The organism is Caulobacter sp. NIBR1757 (assembly GCF_027912495.1).
GTDB lineage: Bacteria > Pseudomonadota > Alphaproteobacteria > Caulobacterales > Caulobacteraceae > Caulobacter.
This window is the reverse complement of record NZ_CP115463.1, coordinates 1,765,079-1,779,954: the sequence shown is the minus strand read 5'-3', so window position 1 is coordinate 1,779,954 and position 14,876 is coordinate 1,765,079. Positions and strand designations below refer to the sequence as shown.

15 protein-coding genes and 2 tRNA genes are annotated in these 14,876 nt (G+C 68.1%); 8 read left to right on the top strand and 9 right to left on the bottom strand.

The window, feature by feature from the left end; all coding sequences use genetic code 11:
* Window positions 1–377 precede the first annotated feature (377 nt).
* The 4 genes from O5I81_RS08610 to O5I81_RS08595 all read right to left on the bottom strand — a co-directional run bounded on the left by O5I81_RS08610 (window position 378) and on the right by O5I81_RS08595 (window position 4,056).
* Window positions 378–1,244 carry a DUF2807 domain-containing protein gene (locus O5I81_RS08610; protein WP_271068532.1) on the bottom strand — a complete coding sequence of 289 codons (867 nt, stop codon included), beginning with the start codon at window positions 1,242–1,244 and terminating at the stop codon, window positions 378–380.
* Between the two features lie 108 nt (window positions 1,245–1,352).
* Entirely contained in the window at window positions 1,353–2,222 is an 870-nt protein-coding gene (locus O5I81_RS08605; protein WP_271068531.1) for a cupin-like domain-containing protein, read from the bottom strand.
* Between the two features lie 27 nt (window positions 2,223–2,249).
* A complete protein-coding gene (locus O5I81_RS08600; protein WP_271068530.1) occupies window positions 2,250–3,383 on the bottom strand; it encodes a GNAT family N-acetyltransferase in 1,134 nt (377 codons plus the stop codon).
* A 94-nt stretch (window positions 3,384–3,477) separates the two neighbouring features.
* A complete protein-coding gene (locus O5I81_RS08595) occupies window positions 3,478–4,056 on the bottom strand; it encodes a septation protein IspZ (RefSeq protein ID WP_271068529.1) in 579 nt (192 codons plus the stop codon).
* Window positions 4,057–4,202: 146 nt separating this feature from the next.
* Here O5I81_RS08595 and O5I81_RS08590 point away from each other — a divergent pair, with 146 nt between their 5' ends.
* The gene (locus tag O5I81_RS08590) at window positions 4,203–4,976 is read left to right on the top strand and encodes a LytTR family DNA-binding domain-containing protein (RefSeq protein WP_271068528.1); all 774 of its coding nucleotides are present in this window, start codon (window positions 4,203–4,205) and stop codon (window positions 4,974–4,976) included.
* A gap of 104 nt (window positions 4,977–5,080) precedes the next feature.
* Here the strand turns inward: O5I81_RS08590 and tuf are convergent, their stop codons facing one another.
* The 3 genes from tuf to O5I81_RS08575 form a co-directional block, all read right to left on the bottom strand.
* Window positions 5,081–6,271, bottom strand: a complete 1,191-nt coding sequence (gene tuf / locus O5I81_RS08585) for an elongation factor Tu (protein WP_271067896.1) — start codon at window positions 6,269–6,271, stop codon at window positions 5,081–5,083.
* A gap of 47 nt (window positions 6,272–6,318) precedes the next feature.
* Window positions 6,319–6,392 (bottom strand) — tRNA-Gly (locus O5I81_RS08580).
* 80 nt (window positions 6,393–6,472) lie between these two features.
* Window positions 6,473–6,556: transfer RNA gene (locus tag O5I81_RS08575), tRNA-Tyr, on the bottom strand.
* An 86-nt stretch (window positions 6,557–6,642) separates the two neighbouring features.
* Between O5I81_RS08575 and rlmB the strand changes: the two genes are divergently transcribed.
* The 3 genes from rlmB (at window position 6,643) to O5I81_RS08560 (ending at window position 10,300) form a co-directional block, all read left to right on the top strand.
* Window positions 6,643–7,485, top strand: a complete 843-nt coding sequence (rlmB, locus tag O5I81_RS08570) for a 23S rRNA (guanosine(2251)-2'-O)-methyltransferase RlmB (protein ID WP_271068527.1) — start codon at window positions 6,643–6,645, stop codon at window positions 7,483–7,485.
* 253 nt (window positions 7,486–7,738) lie between these two features.
* A complete protein-coding gene (locus tag O5I81_RS08565) occupies window positions 7,739–9,463 on the top strand; it encodes a hypothetical protein (RefSeq protein ID WP_271068526.1) in 1,725 nt (574 codons plus the stop codon).
* A gap of 75 nt (window positions 9,464–9,538) precedes the next feature.
* Window positions 9,539–10,300, top strand: coding sequence for a TerC family protein (locus O5I81_RS08560; RefSeq protein WP_271068525.1), 762 nt, complete (start codon window positions 9,539–9,541; stop codon window positions 10,298–10,300).
* Between the two features lie 37 nt (window positions 10,301–10,337).
* Here the strand turns inward: O5I81_RS08560 and O5I81_RS08555 are convergent, their stop codons facing one another.
* Complete coding sequence (locus O5I81_RS08555) at window positions 10,338–10,565, bottom strand: hypothetical protein (protein ID WP_271068524.1); 228 nt, start codon at window positions 10,563–10,565, stop codon at window positions 10,338–10,340.
* Between the two features lie 20 nt (window positions 10,566–10,585).
* Window positions 10,586–11,965 carry a PLP-dependent aminotransferase family protein gene (locus tag O5I81_RS08550; RefSeq protein WP_271068523.1) on the bottom strand — a complete coding sequence of 460 codons (1,380 nt, stop codon included), beginning with the start codon at window positions 11,963–11,965 and terminating at the stop codon, window positions 10,586–10,588.
* A 59-nt stretch (window positions 11,966–12,024) separates the two neighbouring features.
* On the opposite strand from O5I81_RS08550, the gene O5I81_RS08545 reads away from it, so the two are divergent.
* Genes O5I81_RS08545 through trpC form a run of 4 tightly spaced genes read left to right on the top strand, consistent with a single transcriptional unit; the run spans window position 12,025 to window position 14,864 of the window.
* Window positions 12,025–12,441 (top strand): DUF983 domain-containing protein, encoded by a 417-nt coding sequence (locus O5I81_RS08545; RefSeq protein ID WP_271068522.1) that lies wholly within the window; start codon window positions 12,025–12,027, stop codon window positions 12,439–12,441.
* A 42-nt stretch (window positions 12,442–12,483) separates the two neighbouring features.
* Complete coding sequence (locus O5I81_RS08540) at window positions 12,484–13,074, top strand: aminodeoxychorismate/anthranilate synthase component II (RefSeq protein WP_271068521.1); 591 nt, start codon at window positions 12,484–12,486, stop codon at window positions 13,072–13,074.
* Window positions 13,075–13,077: 3 nt separating this feature from the next.
* Complete coding sequence (trpD, locus tag O5I81_RS08535) at window positions 13,078–14,091, top strand: anthranilate phosphoribosyltransferase (protein ID WP_271068520.1); 1,014 nt, start codon at window positions 13,078–13,080, stop codon at window positions 14,089–14,091.
* The gene (gene trpC, locus O5I81_RS08530; protein WP_271068519.1) at window positions 14,091–14,864 is read left to right on the top strand and encodes an indole-3-glycerol phosphate synthase TrpC; all 774 of its coding nucleotides are present in this window, start codon (window positions 14,091–14,093) and stop codon (window positions 14,862–14,864) included. The genes trpD and trpC overlap by 1 nt, the downstream gene beginning before the upstream one ends.
* The last annotated feature ends 12 nt before the right edge of the window (window positions 14,865–14,876 follow it).

The following is a 14,876-nucleotide window of genomic DNA, read 5'->3' as shown; positions in this document are numbered from 1 at the left end:
TCGAACCATTTCAAAGACCAGCCCAAACGCCCCTAGAGACGTCCGGATACGCACAAGTCCGCAAAAAACGAGAGGCTCACGCAGGTTGCCCGGCGAGAGCCTTTCCAGCCAGATATCCCGAATGGATGCCTGGTGTTTCTGCGCACCGCGTCTGCCCAAGGGCACTGCCGGTCCAACAGGAGGCGCGCTATTACCCTTCGAATCCCGGGCCGTCAAGGCTTGTGGCCTCTTCGTTGAACGGGATCGACGGGCGGGAACGCACCGGAGCGCGCTCTATAGAGAGATTCCGACGGGACACCAGTGCAAAGGCTCACCCCACACGAAAAAGGGCCGGCAAAGCGCCGGCCCCTTCCCTTCCGTGTCGCTGGTAAGAGCGATCAGTCCCGCTTCATCTCGAACGGCCCGACGTGCACCGCGCCCTGGCCCATGACGGTTTTGTCCACGGACCCGGCCTTGGTCACCCACAGGTCGCCCTGACCCATGAAGGTGGCGTCGACCTTGGTCGCCTCGCCCGCAAAGCGGACGTCGCCTGAACCCGCCACCGAGACGTCGAGGTTGGACGCCCGACCGGCGAAGATACGGATGTCGCCCGATCCCGCGATGGAAACGTCCAGGTCGCCGTTCAGGGAGCCCATGATGACATTGCCCGAGCCGGCGATAGAGATGTCGGCCTTGCCGGTGACCGCCTTCAGCTTGATGTCGCCCGAACCGGCGACGCTGAGATCGAGACCGCCGGCGTCGCCGGCCAACACGTCGCCCGAACCCGCCTGGCTGATGTCCAGTTCGCCCGTCACGTTGGCGATGGTCCAGTCGCCGCAACCGGCGTTGCCGAAGTTCACCGAATTGGCCCGGCCGATGTAGCCCCAGACCGCGCCGGAGGAGCCGAGATCGACGTCGCGCGGGGTGTAGATGATGACCTCGGGCATGTCCTTGTATTGCACCGTGCCGACGTCGCGCACGTCGGCCGAAGCGGTTTCAGCCGTGCCCCGGCAGTTGCGGATCTTGTTCCACTTCAGGTCGCCGTCGATGATCGTCCGGTCGCCCCGCTTCTCGACGGTCAGGACCAGGCGCGGGTCGTGGGTCTTGACCACCACCTGCACGTCGGCGCGGTCCTGCGGCACGACCGTGACGCGGGCGACCGCGTTCTTGATGACAACGCGGGGTTCGCGGTCCTTGGCGGACGCGGCGCCGGCGGTGGCGGCGATGGCGAGGGCGGCGAGCCCGAGGGTGGCGATGAGGCGCATATCTGTGTCCCTTCAGAATGGTGAGGGGACGCTAGGACCGCGCCGGCGGCAAGACAGCTTAATTCGAGGTCATGACCAATGTTTCATGTCTAACCTGAAACACAATTCTCAGGCCGCCTTCTTCTTCGCCTGGGCCGACAGTTCGAAGCTACGCTCGTAGTCCTTGATCAGGTTGGGCGCGAGGTTGGCCTTCTTCATGGCCAGCGACGCCGCCCACAGGGCCGCCCGGGCCGCCGCCGGCGTGCGGTCCATGTCCGCCGGCTTGATACCGTAGCGACGCAGCACACCGTTGGCGTAGTGGGCGCCGCGCATCAGGCGGGTCTCCCAGGTCTGGAAGTCGAGCGACAGCGAGACGTTGAACACCCCCTGGTTCTCGACCCGGTGCGGCGCATACAGAGGCCAGGTCAGGGCCTGGCCCGGCTGCAGCTCGACCACCTGGGCATCGTCGTCGAAGGCCATCCGATAGGGCAGCTCCTCGGCCTGCACCCGCATGATCACCTTCTCGACCGACTCCTGCGGCTGGTGCGCCTCGTCGGTCGGATAGACCCACAGCTTCTTGACCCCGCGAAAGTGGAACAGCACCACCCCGGCGGCGTCGAAATGGTAGGGCACCTTGGTCTGCGGCGATGACATGATCAGCTGGCCGGTGACCTTGATCGGCTTGACGCCCAGATCGTCGGCGATCTCGTCGAACTTCGGCTGGATATGCGCCCACAGCTCCGGGTAGGCCTCGTGCGCGTCACGCAGGTTGACCCACACCCGGCCGCCCTTGATAGCCTCCAGCAGGGTCGCCCCATCCGCCCTGCCCCGCTCGCCGGTCGCCAGGCTGACCTGGCCTTCGGCGTCATAGCTGTAGGCATTGATGTCGAGCAGCTCAGCTGGATAGCGGTCGAGGATCATCGCCAGCTTCTCGTCGGAAGCGAGGTCGGTCTCATGGACCTGGTGATCGTAGATCTTCGGTTGCGACAGCCAGCTCATGGTTTCATCCGTCAGAGATAAGGGGCGTCAGAGGCAAAGGGCGGAGGCGGCCAGCAGCAGGCTGGCGGCCGGTTGGCTGCGGCCACGGCCGGCCATGGCCGAGGCGGCGGCGCTGAGCGCCCGCACCCGGCCCAGCGTCGTGGTCTCGCAGGCGTCGATGATGGCCCAGCGGCGGCGCACGCTTTGCGCCAGGCCGCCCGGGGCCAGGCCGGAGATCGCGGACAGGGCGGTGGGGCCGGCGGCCTGACCCACGCCTTCCCAGACCTCACGGGTCAGGTCGCAGAAGTACTTCTTGTAGGACTCGCCCTCGAACCCGAAGTCGTAGAGGCGCGCCGCCTCCGCCTTCATGGTCTCCATGCTCAGCAGCATGCCGGGCGAATAGCGGGCCGCGTCGGCCTCGTAGGCCGGCAGCCAGAAGTGATAGTGGTCGCCGCCCTTGAGGCCCAGCTCGTAGGCCATCGGGCGATCGCCTGCGTAGAGCACCGCCAGCCGGGCGCCGAAATCCTCGCCCCGGTGTGTCAGCAGGCCGCGCAGCATGTCGATGGTCCAGCCGCAGGCGAAGATGTCATGGCGCCGGGTGCGCTGATATTGCGCCTGCTTGAGTTCGATCAGCCGGTCGAAGTGGGACAGGTCGGTCGTGGAGGTTTCGACCCGGATGGGCCCGAGGTCGCGCTCGAACGAGCGGCGGGCCCGTTCCTTGTCCTTGAAGAACTTGCCGAAATCCGTGCGGCGGCCGGCATAGTAGGCGTCCCACCCCTGCGAGACATCGGCCAGCAGGGTGCGGGCGCGGGTCCGGCCCTCCCCTTCTGTCGCGGATCCGGTCCAGCCGGTGGCGGTGTAGCTGCGGGCCCCGACCAGTTCGGCCGCTTCCTCGATGGAGAAGTCGAGGTCCGGGCCGGTGATCACCGCGTGATAGTCGTTGAGCGGCGCGCCCAGCGGCTGGGCCGCCCCGCCGCGGCGTTGATGGGGCAGGAAGCCGACCACCGTGCCACTCCGGTGCAGGACCGCCAGCCGCGCCTCGGGGGCCGACCGGCCCGCCACGGCCGTGAAGTCGGGGTGAAAGAAGGGAGACTCGAAGGCCCGGGAGCCCCGCGTCCAGCCGAGCCACAGCGCGCGCTCGGCGGGCGTCAGCGCCTCCGTCCCGATGATCTCGACGCTCAATGGGCGACCCAAAACGAAACCCTCTCAGTCCTTCTGACCGATTTCCCGCAAGGGGTGTGCCAGATGCTCTACCCGAGGGGTGACGAAGAGGCCGTTAAGCCAGCGTCGATTCCATCAACCGGGCAGCGCGGACCTTTCTGCCGACCAGGATTCGCATGGTCGCGAACTGGATGGCAAACAGGGCGATCTTACTGGCGAGCGGCACGGTGCTCATCACCAGCGCCCAGGTTCGCGGGTCGGTCCCGAAGGCGACGACCAGGTTGAGGCCCGCCGTGGCGAACATCATCCCGGCCCATAGGTAGCCGAAAGTCATGCCCAATTCCGGCGCATGGCTGGTCACCACCTCGGGCAGGTAGCGGTTCATCCAGCCTTTCTTCAGCATCACCACCCCGACGGCGGTCAGGATCACGGTCGGCTTGACCATCACGAAGCGTGGATCGTGGGTCAGCAGGCTGGCGCCGCCCATCACGACGACCAGGCCCAGGCTCAGCCACTGCATGGCGTCGACCGGCTTCTTGCGGATCCAGCACAGCGTGACCTGCGCGACGCCGATGACGATGGCGGCGACCGTGGCCAGGGTCAGGTCGTGGGTGACGCTGATCAGCACCATGAAGAAGACGGTCGAAAGCAGGTCTTCCAGCAGGAACAGACCGGCGGTGAGGGCGTAGCGCATGAGCGGCTCCGTTGAAGATCGATGGCCGATCCCTCGCCGATCCGCTGGCCTGCCCGCCAGCGCCTCTGCGCCAACGGCGACGTGGCTTTCGTGAGATGCGCGCCCCTCCCATTCCCGAAGCGCCAAATGGCGGTATGACTAAAGCCATGAGTGACGCCTCTCTCAAGGAAGCCTTGGCCAACCCCACCGCGTGGGCACGCCGCCTGGCCTATGCCACGGCGGCGGGCGTGTTCCTGGGCGCGGTCGGCGCCTTCGGCACCTTCGTCGCCGCGCCTGCCGTCAATCGCATCGCCGACTGGGTGCTGATGTTCTGGGTCGGGACGCTGCTCTATCCCGTCGGGACGGCGCTGGTCATGGCTCAGGGCCGTCGCTGGGGCCTCTCGGCCTGGTTCACCGTGCCGGTCGGCGTAGCCTTGGCCAGCCTGCCTATGACGGCCGTCTCGATCTGGGCCACCAGCGTCTTCATCCACCGGATCGAGGGGCGCGACTTCCTGTTGACCTACTTCCAGGTGCTCCTCGTCGCCATGCCGACCGTCGGCGCCTACGTCGGCTGGCGGTCACGTTTCGAACCGGCGAAGCCGCCGGCGCCGCAGGAACCGCAAACCATCGCCCCGCCACGCTTCCTCGCCCGCCTGCCCGCACGCCTGGGAACCGACCTGCTCTGCCTGCAGATGGAGGACCACTACGTCCGCGCCCATACGACGCTTGGCTCGGACCTCATCCTCATGCGGATGCGCGACGCGGTGGCGGAACTCGACGCCCTCCCCGGCCTGCCGGTCCACCGCAGCTGGTGGGTGGCGGCGAGGGCGGTGGCCGGGCACCGCAGCGAGGATCGACGCCTGACGTTGATCCTCTCGAACGGCCTCGAAGTCCCCGTCGCCCGCTCGTCAGCACCCGCCGTCCGCAACGCCTGGCTCTGACCTCCCTTCCCGAATTGGGAGGAGGTCGCGCCCCGCGCCGCACAGCAAAAGGGCCCGGTGTTCCCACCGGGCCCTTCGCTTCTGTCAGCCGAGGCTGAGAGAGATTACTCGACGATCTTCGACACGACGCCGGCGCCGACGGTGCGGCCGCCTTCGCGGATGGCGAAGCGCAGGCCCTGGTCCATGGCGATCGGGGTGATCAGCTCGACGTCCAGCTCGGCGTTGTCGCCCGGCATGATCATTTCCACGCCTTCGCGCAGCTTGATGATCCCGGTCACGTCCGTCGTGCGGAAGTAGAACTGCGGACGGTAGTTGGTGAAGAACGGGGTGTGACGGCCGCCTTCTTCCTTGGTCAGGATGTAGGCTTCGGCCACAAACTTGGTGTGCGGGGTGATCGAGCCGGGCTTGCAGAGAACCTGGCCACGCTCGACGTCTTCACGCTTGGTGCCGCGCAGCAGAACGCCGACGTTGTCGCCCGCTTGCCCTTGGTCGAGCAGCTTGCGGAACATTTCGACGCCGGTGCAGGTCGTCTTCTGGACCGGACGGATGCCGACGATCTCGACTTCCTCACCGACCTTGACGATGCCCTTTTCGACGCGGCCGGTGACCACGGTGCCGCGGCCCGAGATCGAGAACACGTCTTCGACCGGCATCAGGAAGGGCAGGTCCAGCGGACGGGCCGGTTGCGGGATGTAGTCGTCGACCGACTGCATCAGCTTCAGGATGGCTTCCTCGCCGATCGCCGGGGTCTTGCCTTCGACGGCGGCCAGGGCCGAACCCTTGGTGATCGGGATGTCGTCGCCCGGGAACTGGTAGGACGACAGAAGTTCGCGAACTTCCATCTCGACCAGCTCGAGCAGCTCTTCGTCGTCGACCATGTCGACCTTGTTCATGAACACGACCAGGGCCGGAACGCCGACCTGACGGGCCAGCAGGATGTGCTCGCGGGTCTGGGGCATCGGGCCGTCGGCGGCCGAGACGACCAGGATCGCGCCGTCCATCTGGGCGGCGCCGGTGATCATGTTCTTCACATAGTCGGCGTGGCCGGGGCAGTCGACGTGGGCGTAGTGACGGTTGGCCGTCTCGTATTCCACGTGCGCGGTGTTGATGGTGATGCCGCGGGCCTTTTCTTCCGGCGCCGCGTCGATGTCGGCGTAGGATTTCGCAACACCGCCGCTGGTCTTGGCCAGCACCATGGTGATCGCGGCCGTCAGCGTCGTCTTGCCATGGTCAACGTGACCGATGGTGCCGATGTTGCAATGCGGCTTGTTACGTTCGAACTTTTCCTTGGCCATGGTCTCTATACCTTCGTGCCGGCGGCGGTTTGAATTGAGGTGGGAGCTGGAGCGGGTACCGGGAATCGAACCCGGGTATTCAGCTTGGAAGGCTGCTGTACTACCATTGTACTATACCCGCGTTCTGGCAGGGACGCCGTAACTCTCCCGATCGTCATCCATGAAACCCGCTTCGTCGCGAAGGAATGCCTGGCATGCGCGTGGTGGGGGAAGAAGGACTCGAACCTTCGAAGCTTTCGCAGCGGATTTACAGTCCGCCCCCTTTGCCGCTCGGGACATTCCCCCAACGCGCATGCAGGCATTTCCTTGGCGGCGCGGCCCCTTCCGTCGTAACGGGAAGAACCAGGGCCCCAAAAGGAGCGCGTCTTATAGTGTCCTCATCTCGGGAACGCAACGACCGGAAACAACCCTTTCGCGGAAACCCGCAAAAGGTCGAAAAGCCAAGCCACACAAGGGGTTCAGGCCGCCCAAGCGGTCCCGACGGCAAGGATTGGCTGTGGGGCGTGCATGCGATCGAGGCCGCTTTGGCGAATCCCGCCCGGGGCAAACCGCGCCGGATCATCGCCACCGCAGACCGCGCCAAACAGCTGAACGCCCGCTTCGGCCGACTCGAGGTCGAGATCGTCGAGCCCCGGGACATCGACCGCGCCCTGCCCCCCGGCGCCGTGCACAACGGCGTGGCCATGAAGCCCGACCCCCTGCTGCCGCTCTCTATAGAGAAGATCGGCGATCCGGCCTCCGGCATGCTGGTCATGCTGGACCAGGTCACCGACCCGCAGAACGTCGGCGCCATCTTCCGCAGCGCCGCCGCCTTCGGGGCCAAGGGCGTCATCCTGCAGGATCGCAACGCCCCGGCCTTGGCCGGGGCCCTGGCCAAGGCCGCCGTCGGCGCGGTGGACAAGATCCCCCATGCCTCGGCGGTCAATCTCTCGCGGGCGCTGGAGACCCTCGGCGAGATGGGCTGGCGCATCGTCGGCCTGGCCGGAGAGGCCACCCAGACGCTCGAGGAAGCCCTCGACGGCTCCCCGACGGTCATCGTCATGGGCTCGGAGGGCGAGGGCCTGCGACGACTGGTCGCCGAACATTGTGATGTGCTGGCTAAAATCCCCATGCCCGGCGGGTTCGAGAGCATAAATGTGTCAAACGCCGCGGCTATCGCTCTCTATGAGTGCAGCCGTATTCGCGCTCAGAGGGAAGAGGTTACCAAAATCTGAATTTTCCCTTTTGACTTCACCTCAAGGCGTGATTTCCTCCGGCTTCCGTTGCCGGCGAGCGAATTATCGTCGGAGACATATCGCGATGGGTTCGGGGGTTCCGGTGGCGAACAAGTATTTGATTTCAGCGGCTTACGCTGTTTCGTGTGTGGCGTTGCTCGGCCTGACCGGCTGTGGCGGCAGCGCTCCCGACGACGGCTACGGCGGTCCGGGGCCTTCGGCCTATGAGGAAAGTCGCCCGACAGGCGAACTCATGGGAGGCAAGCCCGCGGCTCCGCCTCCGGCCGACGGCCTGGCCGGCGGTCCCGCGGCTCGCGGCATGTCCGCCATCCCCAACCCCGAGAACCTGCCGCTCGAAGAGCGCCGCCGGATCTACGGCAACAAGTACGACCACCTGAAGTACAAGCCCCTGCCCGGCGCCGGCGATTACGCCCAGGCCCAGCCCAGGGGCGGCAAGGCGCCGGGCACGGCCCTGCGCTCCTACCGCAACGCCCAGGGCATCTGGGTCGTCCACAACGACCCCATCGCCAACCCCGAGGACATGAGCCCCGCCGAGCGCCGCCGCATCTACGGCAAGCGCTATGCGCCGGGTCCCAAGTCCGGCCCCAGCCGCGGCTGGACCGTCTGGAAGCCCAAGCCGAAGCCGAAAGCCGCGCCTCGCGTGGCCGCCGCCCCGGCCGCCAAGGCCCCGCCGCCCAAGGTCGTGGTCGCCAAGCCGGCGCCGCCGAAGGCCGTCGTCGCGCCCAAGCCCGTTGCAAAGGCCCCCACGCCCGCGCCCAAGCCGGTGGTCAAGCCGGCGCCCGCGCCGGTCAAGGTGACCCCGCCCGTCGTCGCCAAGGCCGCGCCCGCTCCGGCCGCCAAGCCGGTCGCCCTGCCGCCCGTCGCCAAGGCTCCGGCCGTCGATCCGAAGATGGCCGCCCTGTCGACGGCGGTCAGCGCCGAAGCCATCAAGGGCGCCACCCTGACCGTGCCCGACACCCTTGCCAAGGGTGAGGAGTCCAAGGTCACCCTGTCGCTGCCCGTCACCCTGCTCGACGTCATCCAGAAGGAAGCCGGCAAGCTGGGCCTGACCAAGGCCGCCAGGAAGTCGGAAGTCTCCGCCACCCTGACCGGCGAGGGCTACACGATCACCCCGAACGCCGCCCAGACCCAGGCCCTCAAGAAGGGCGAGGCCGCCACCTTCAACTGGCGGGTCAAGCCGGGCGATGGCGAGAAGACCCCACTGAAGGCCACCGTCGACGGCGCCCTCAAGGGCCAGAAGGGTCCGGCCAGGACCTTCTCGATCGCCACCCTCGAACAGGTCGTCGCCAACGCCGTCGAAACGGGCGAATCCCAGGCCAAGAAGCTGGGCTTCAACCTCGACAAGCTGGCCATCCCCGGCATCAAGCCGATCCGCATCGGCGACACGGTGATCCCGCCGGGGGCCACCACCGCCGGCATCATCGTCTTCGTCCTCGCCCTGATCCTGCTGGCCATGGCCCGCGCCGGATCCGGTCGCCGGGCCCGCGACGAGCGCCGCCGCAAGTTCCGCACCATGACCGACTACGGCCGCGTCGAGCCGGAAGCCACGCCGGACAAGGACCACCACGCGGTCAATCCGATGCTGGCCGCCGCCGGGGGCGCCGCCGCCGGAGCCACCGCGGCCATGACCTTCGGCCATCATGACGACCACCACGACACCCAGGCCGTCGACAACCATGGCCATGAGGCCCACGCTCCGGAGGCTCACGCCGAAGACGCTCATGCCCATGACGCTCACGGTCATGACGCCCATGGTCATGAAGCCCATGCCGCGCCGGCCGATGCGGCGCACGACGGACATGCCGAGGCCGCTCACGCCGAACCGGCGCATGAGGACCACCACCACCACGCCGACGACCATGCCCACGATCATCATCCGGTCGCCAACCCGTTCAGCAACCCGCCGATGACCTTCCACAGCGATCCGGCCCCGGCCCGCGAGCCGGAACACGCCTGACCTTGCGTCGGCCGAGGTGAAGAACGACAGCCGTCGGTCCTTGCAAGGGACCGGCGGCTGACGCATTGAGGGCCCATGTTCGACAGCCTTATACAGACCGTCCTCGGGACCGATCCGGCCGCCGCCGGCGCCGCCCTTCTGCAGGTCCTGATGATCGACCTGGTCCTCGCCGGCGACAACGCCGTCGCCGTCGGCCTGGCCGCCGGCGGCCTGCCGCAGGAACAGCGCAAGAAGGCGATCTTCTACGGCCTGATCGCCGCCGTGGTCCTGCGCATCGGCTTCGCCCTGCTCACCGTGCAACTGCTGGCCATCATCGGCCTGCTGCTGGCCGGTGGCGTTCTGCTCCTCTGGGTCTGCTGGAAGATGTGGCGCGAGATGCGCGACACCGCCTCCGATGGCGAGGAACAGGCCCAGGCCGCGCTCGACAACGATCCCAATACCGTGCCGAACGTCAAACCGGCCAAGTCCTTCAAGGCCGCCTTCATCCAGATCCTCATCGCCGACGTCTCGATGAGCCTGGACAACGTCCTGGCCGTGGCCGGCGCTGCCCGCGAGCACCCGGCCATCATGGTCTTCGGCCTGTTGCTCAGCATCGCCCTGATGGGCGTCGCCGCCACCTGGATCGCCAAGCTGCTGCACAAGCACCGCTGGATCGGCTACGTCGGCCTGGCCATCGTCCTCTACGTCGCCCTGCACATGATCTGGGAAGGCCACCGCGAGGTCGTCGCCCGCACCCGCAACGAGACGGCCTACAATGCGGTGGTCCCCGGCTTCATGGACATCACCCCGGCCGAAGCGGCCAAGTACCGCCAGGAAAAGCCGGCGAAGGCGCACTGACTCTGCGGATTCCTTCTCCCGACAAGCGGGAGAGGGATTACCCCGATGGCATCTCCACCCGCGCCTTCGGTCCCGGGCTACCCGGCGCCGGCGCCGTCAGCATGGCGAAGGCCAGCGCCAGCGAGGCCACGGCCAGCATCGCCCCCGCCCCGATCGCCGACCAGGTCTGGTCTCTGGGTAACGGTGGCTTCAGCAGACCGCGCACATAGGCGATGGCCTCAGCCTCGATGACGGTGGGAGGAACAGGAAGGGCGGAATCGCTCATTCGGAGATGTTCGTCCTGCATCACGACGCAGGCAAGCCTGCCCCCAGCAGCCGGGCGACCGTAGCGAGCCCTTCGTCAAGCACAGAGCGCTTCATCGGCCCGCCCAGCGACAGTCGCAGGCCCGCGCCCGCCGCCTCTGAAATGGCAAAGGCGTCGCTTCCGACCACCGATACTCCGCCCGCCTGCAGCACCGCCTCCAGCCGCCGCGCCTGACCCGCGTCCGCCAACGGGACCCAGACGTGCAGGCTGTCGGGCCCGCCCAATGCCAGCGGCAGCCGCGCCCGCGCCAGGGCCCGCCGCGCCCGCGCCTCGGACCGCACGCTGGCCAACAGGGCCTCGGCCCGGCCCTCGCGAATCCACTGGGTCGCCACGCTGGCCATCAGCGGCGCCGTCATCAGCGTCAGCGCCCGCAACGCGGCCGTGATCGGCTCGACCAGTACATCGGGCGCCGCAACGAAGGCGATCCGCAGCCCCGGTGTCAGTGTTTTCGACAGGGTGGCCAGATAGATCGTGCGGTCCGGCCCAAGGGCCGCAATGGCCGGTGGCGGGTCGTCCAGCAGCCGGCTGTAGGGGTCGTCCTCGATGATCCACAGGTCAGACAGCCGCGCCGCCCGCGCCAACGCCCGCCGCCGCCCCTCGCTCAGGGTCAGGGTCGTCGGGTTGTTCAGGCTCGGCACCAGGTACAGCGCCTTCGCCCCCACCGCCCGGCTCAGCGCCGCCAGTCCATCGGCCGACGGCCCGCCCTCATCCATCGGACAGGCGACCAACCGCAATCTTAACTGCGCCGCCACGCCCTTCAGTCCCGGATAGGTCAGGGGTTCGGCCAGAACCACATCGCCCGGCCGGCAGATCACGCTCAGGGTGGCGGCCAGCGCCGCCTGCGCTCCACCCGCCACCAGCAGCCGGTCGACCGACGCAGAGCCCAACACAGGCGCCAGCCATTCGACCCCGGCCAGCCTTTGCGCCCGGCCGCCGGCCCCTGCCTGGTAGGTCATCAAGGCGCCGATGTCCGCCCGCCCCAGGATGGCCTGGGCCGTGCGCGCCATCTCCTCGCCAAGCGAAAGCCCCTCGGGCGGGGGCGGCAGGTTCATCGACAGATCGACCCGCGCCACATCCAGCTCCGCCGCCGTGGCCTGTACGAAGGTGCCACGCCCCACCGCGCCCTCGATCAGCCCGCGCTTGCGCGCCTCGGTGAACGCGCGCGTTACGGTGGTCAGATCGACGCCCAGTTCCGCCGCCAGGGCCCGCTGCGGCGGCAACCGCTCGCCGGGATGCAGGTCCCCCTGTCGGATCGCCTCGACCAGACCGTCGAGAATAGCGCGGTAACGCGGCCCGCCCGGAGCGATGTGGTGGGTCCAGCGACGGATGTCGCCTGCCCCCAGGATTGTTGCCTTGGCCATTTTGCCATACAATATCTACACATTGTATGGATTCAAGTCCGTATTGTATGGAGCGCCCGATGACCCTTCCCACCTCCCTGCAGACCGGTCTGCGGTGTCGCTGTCCCCGCTGCGGCGAAGGACATCTGTTTGCCGGCTTCTTGACCCTGGCTCCGTCCTGCGAGGCCTGCGGCCTGGACTACGGCTTCGCCGATCCGGCCGATGGTCCGGCCTTTTTCGCGATGACCGCGGTCGGCATCCTGGTCATTTCCGTCTGGGCCTGGTGGGCGGTGGTCGCCTCGCCGCCGATCTGGCTGCAGATTCTGCTGGTCTTTCCGGCCCTGATCGGCGGTTGCATGGCCGTGCTCCGGCCGCTGAAGGCCTGGATTGTCGCCGAGCAGTTCATCCACAAGGCGGAACAGGGCCGCTACGCCAGCCTCGGCGTGCACGGCGAGGGCGACTTCGCCATCGACCGCCGCAAGGCCGCCGAGCGCTGAACCCCGTTCCCCTCGCCGAACATCCTCGCTAGAAGCGGTCCCATGATCCTGGTGATCGATAACTACGACAGCTTCACCTACAACCTCGTTCACTACCTGAACGAGCTGGGGGCCCAGACGCTTGTCCGGCGCAACGACGCGCTGACCGTGCAGGAGGCCCTGGGTCTCAAGCCGGCCGCCATCCTGCTGTCGCCCGGTCCCAAGGCTCCCGCCCAGGCCGGCATCTGCCTGCCCCTGCTGCGCGGCGCCCCCGACGACATGCCGATCTTCGGCGTCTGCCTGGGCCACCAGGCCATGGGCGAGGCCTATGGTGGCGACGTTATCCGCGCCAAGGCCATCATGCACGGCAAGACCAGCCCGATCCTCCATGAGGGGGCCAGTGTCTTCAAGGACTTGCCCAGCCCCTTCACCGCCACCCGCTACCACAGCCTGGCCGTCGACCGCGCCACCCTGCCGACCGAGCTCGAAGTCACCGCCTGGACCGAGGACGGCGAGATCATGGGCCTGGCCCACAAGACCCGGCCGGTGCACGGCGTGCAGTTCCATCCGGAATCGATCCTGACGACCTGCGGCCACCAGCTGCTCGGCAACTTCCTCGACCTGGCCAATGTGCCCAGGACAGCCGTGGTCTAGAACATGTCGGACGCCTTCAAGCCCCTCCTCGCCCGCCTGGCGGATGGTCAGACCCTGTCTGAATTCGACGCCGAAGAGTTCTTCGCCGCCTGTCTTCGCGGCGAGCCGACCCCGGCCCAGATCGCCGCCGCCGTCACCGCCATCCGCCTGCGTGGCGAGACGGTGGGCGAGCTGACAGCCTGCGCCCGGGCCATGCGCCGCGCCGCCGTCACCCTCGACCACCCCTATGACGTGGTCGACACCTGCGGCACCGGCGGCGACGGGCTGCACACCTTCAACATCTCCACCGCCAGCGCCCTGGTGGCGGCCGGCGGCGGCCTGAAGATCGCCAAGCACGGCACCCGCGCCCTCTCCTCCAAGTCCGGCTCCTCGGACGTGCTGGCCGCCCTCGGGGTCAAGATCGACGCCGGCCTCGAGCAGCAGCGCAAGGCGCTCGACGAAGCGGGCATCTGCTTCCTGTTCGCCCCGGCCCACCACGGCGCCATGCGCCACGTGCTGCCGGTTCGGGCAGAGCTCGGTTTCCGCACCATTTTCAACCTGTTGGGCCCGCTTTCCAATCCCGCCGGCGCCAAACGCCAGGTGCTCGGCGTCTATGACCCGCGCCTGCTGGAGCCGCTGGCCCGGGTGCTGGGCGCGCTGGGCGCCGAACGGGCCTGGACCGTCCACGGTTCGGGCATGGACGAGATGACCGTCACCGGCCCGACCATGGTCTGCGAATGGCGCGACGGCGGGGTCCGCAACTTCAACATCACCCCCGACGCCGTCGGCCTGCAGAAGCACAGCCTCGACGAGCTGACCGGCGGCACGCCGGAGGTGAACGCCGCCGCCCTGACCCGCCTGCTCGACGGTGAAAGGGGCGCCTACCGCGACGTGGTGCTGCTCAACGCCGCCGCCGCCTTCCTGATCGGCGACAAGGTCGAGACCCTGCGCGACGGGGTCGAGCTGGCCGCCGCCGTCATCGACGACGGCCGGGCCAAAGCGGCGCTGGCCGGCCTCATCGCCGCCACCCACAGCTGATGACCGACATCCTCGCGAAAATCGCCGGCTACAAGCGCGAGGACATCGCCGCCCGCAAGGCGGCGCGCCCGACTGTCGATGCCAGCGGCGCCTCCGCCCCGCGCGGTTTCCGCAAGGCGCTGGAAGCCAAGTCCGGCGACCGCCTCGCCCTCATCGCCGAGATCAAGAAGGCCTCGCCCTCCAAAGGCCTGATCCGCGCCGACTTCGATCCGCCGGCCCTCGCCCGCGCCTACGAGGCCGGCGGCGCCGCCTGCCTGTCGGTGCTGACCGATGGCCCCAGCTTCCAGGGCGATGACAGCTACCTGGTCGCCGCCCGCGCCCAAGTCGCTCTCCCCTGCATCCGCAAGGACTTCCTGGTCGATCCCTGGCAGGTCGCTGAAAGCCGCGCGCTCGGCGCCGACGCCATCTTGGTCATCATGGCCATGATCGACGACGCCCTGGCCGCCGACCTGATGGCCGAGGCCACGCGCCACGGCATGGACGCCCTGGTCGAGGTCCATGACGAGGCCGAACGCGACCGGGCCTTGAGCCTTGGCGCCACCCTGCTCGGCGTCAACAACCGCGACCTGCGCAGCTTCGTCGTCGATCTCGCCGTCACGGAACGCCTGGCGGCGGACCTCCCGGCCGACGTCCTGCTGGTCACCGAAAGCGGCATCTTCACCCCCGCCGACGTTGCCCGCATGGCCGCTGCCGGAGCCCGCGCCATGCTGGTCGGCGAGAGCCTGATGCGTCAGGCCGACGTCACCGCCGCGACCCGGGCTCTGCTGGCCTGACGGCGGGGCGAA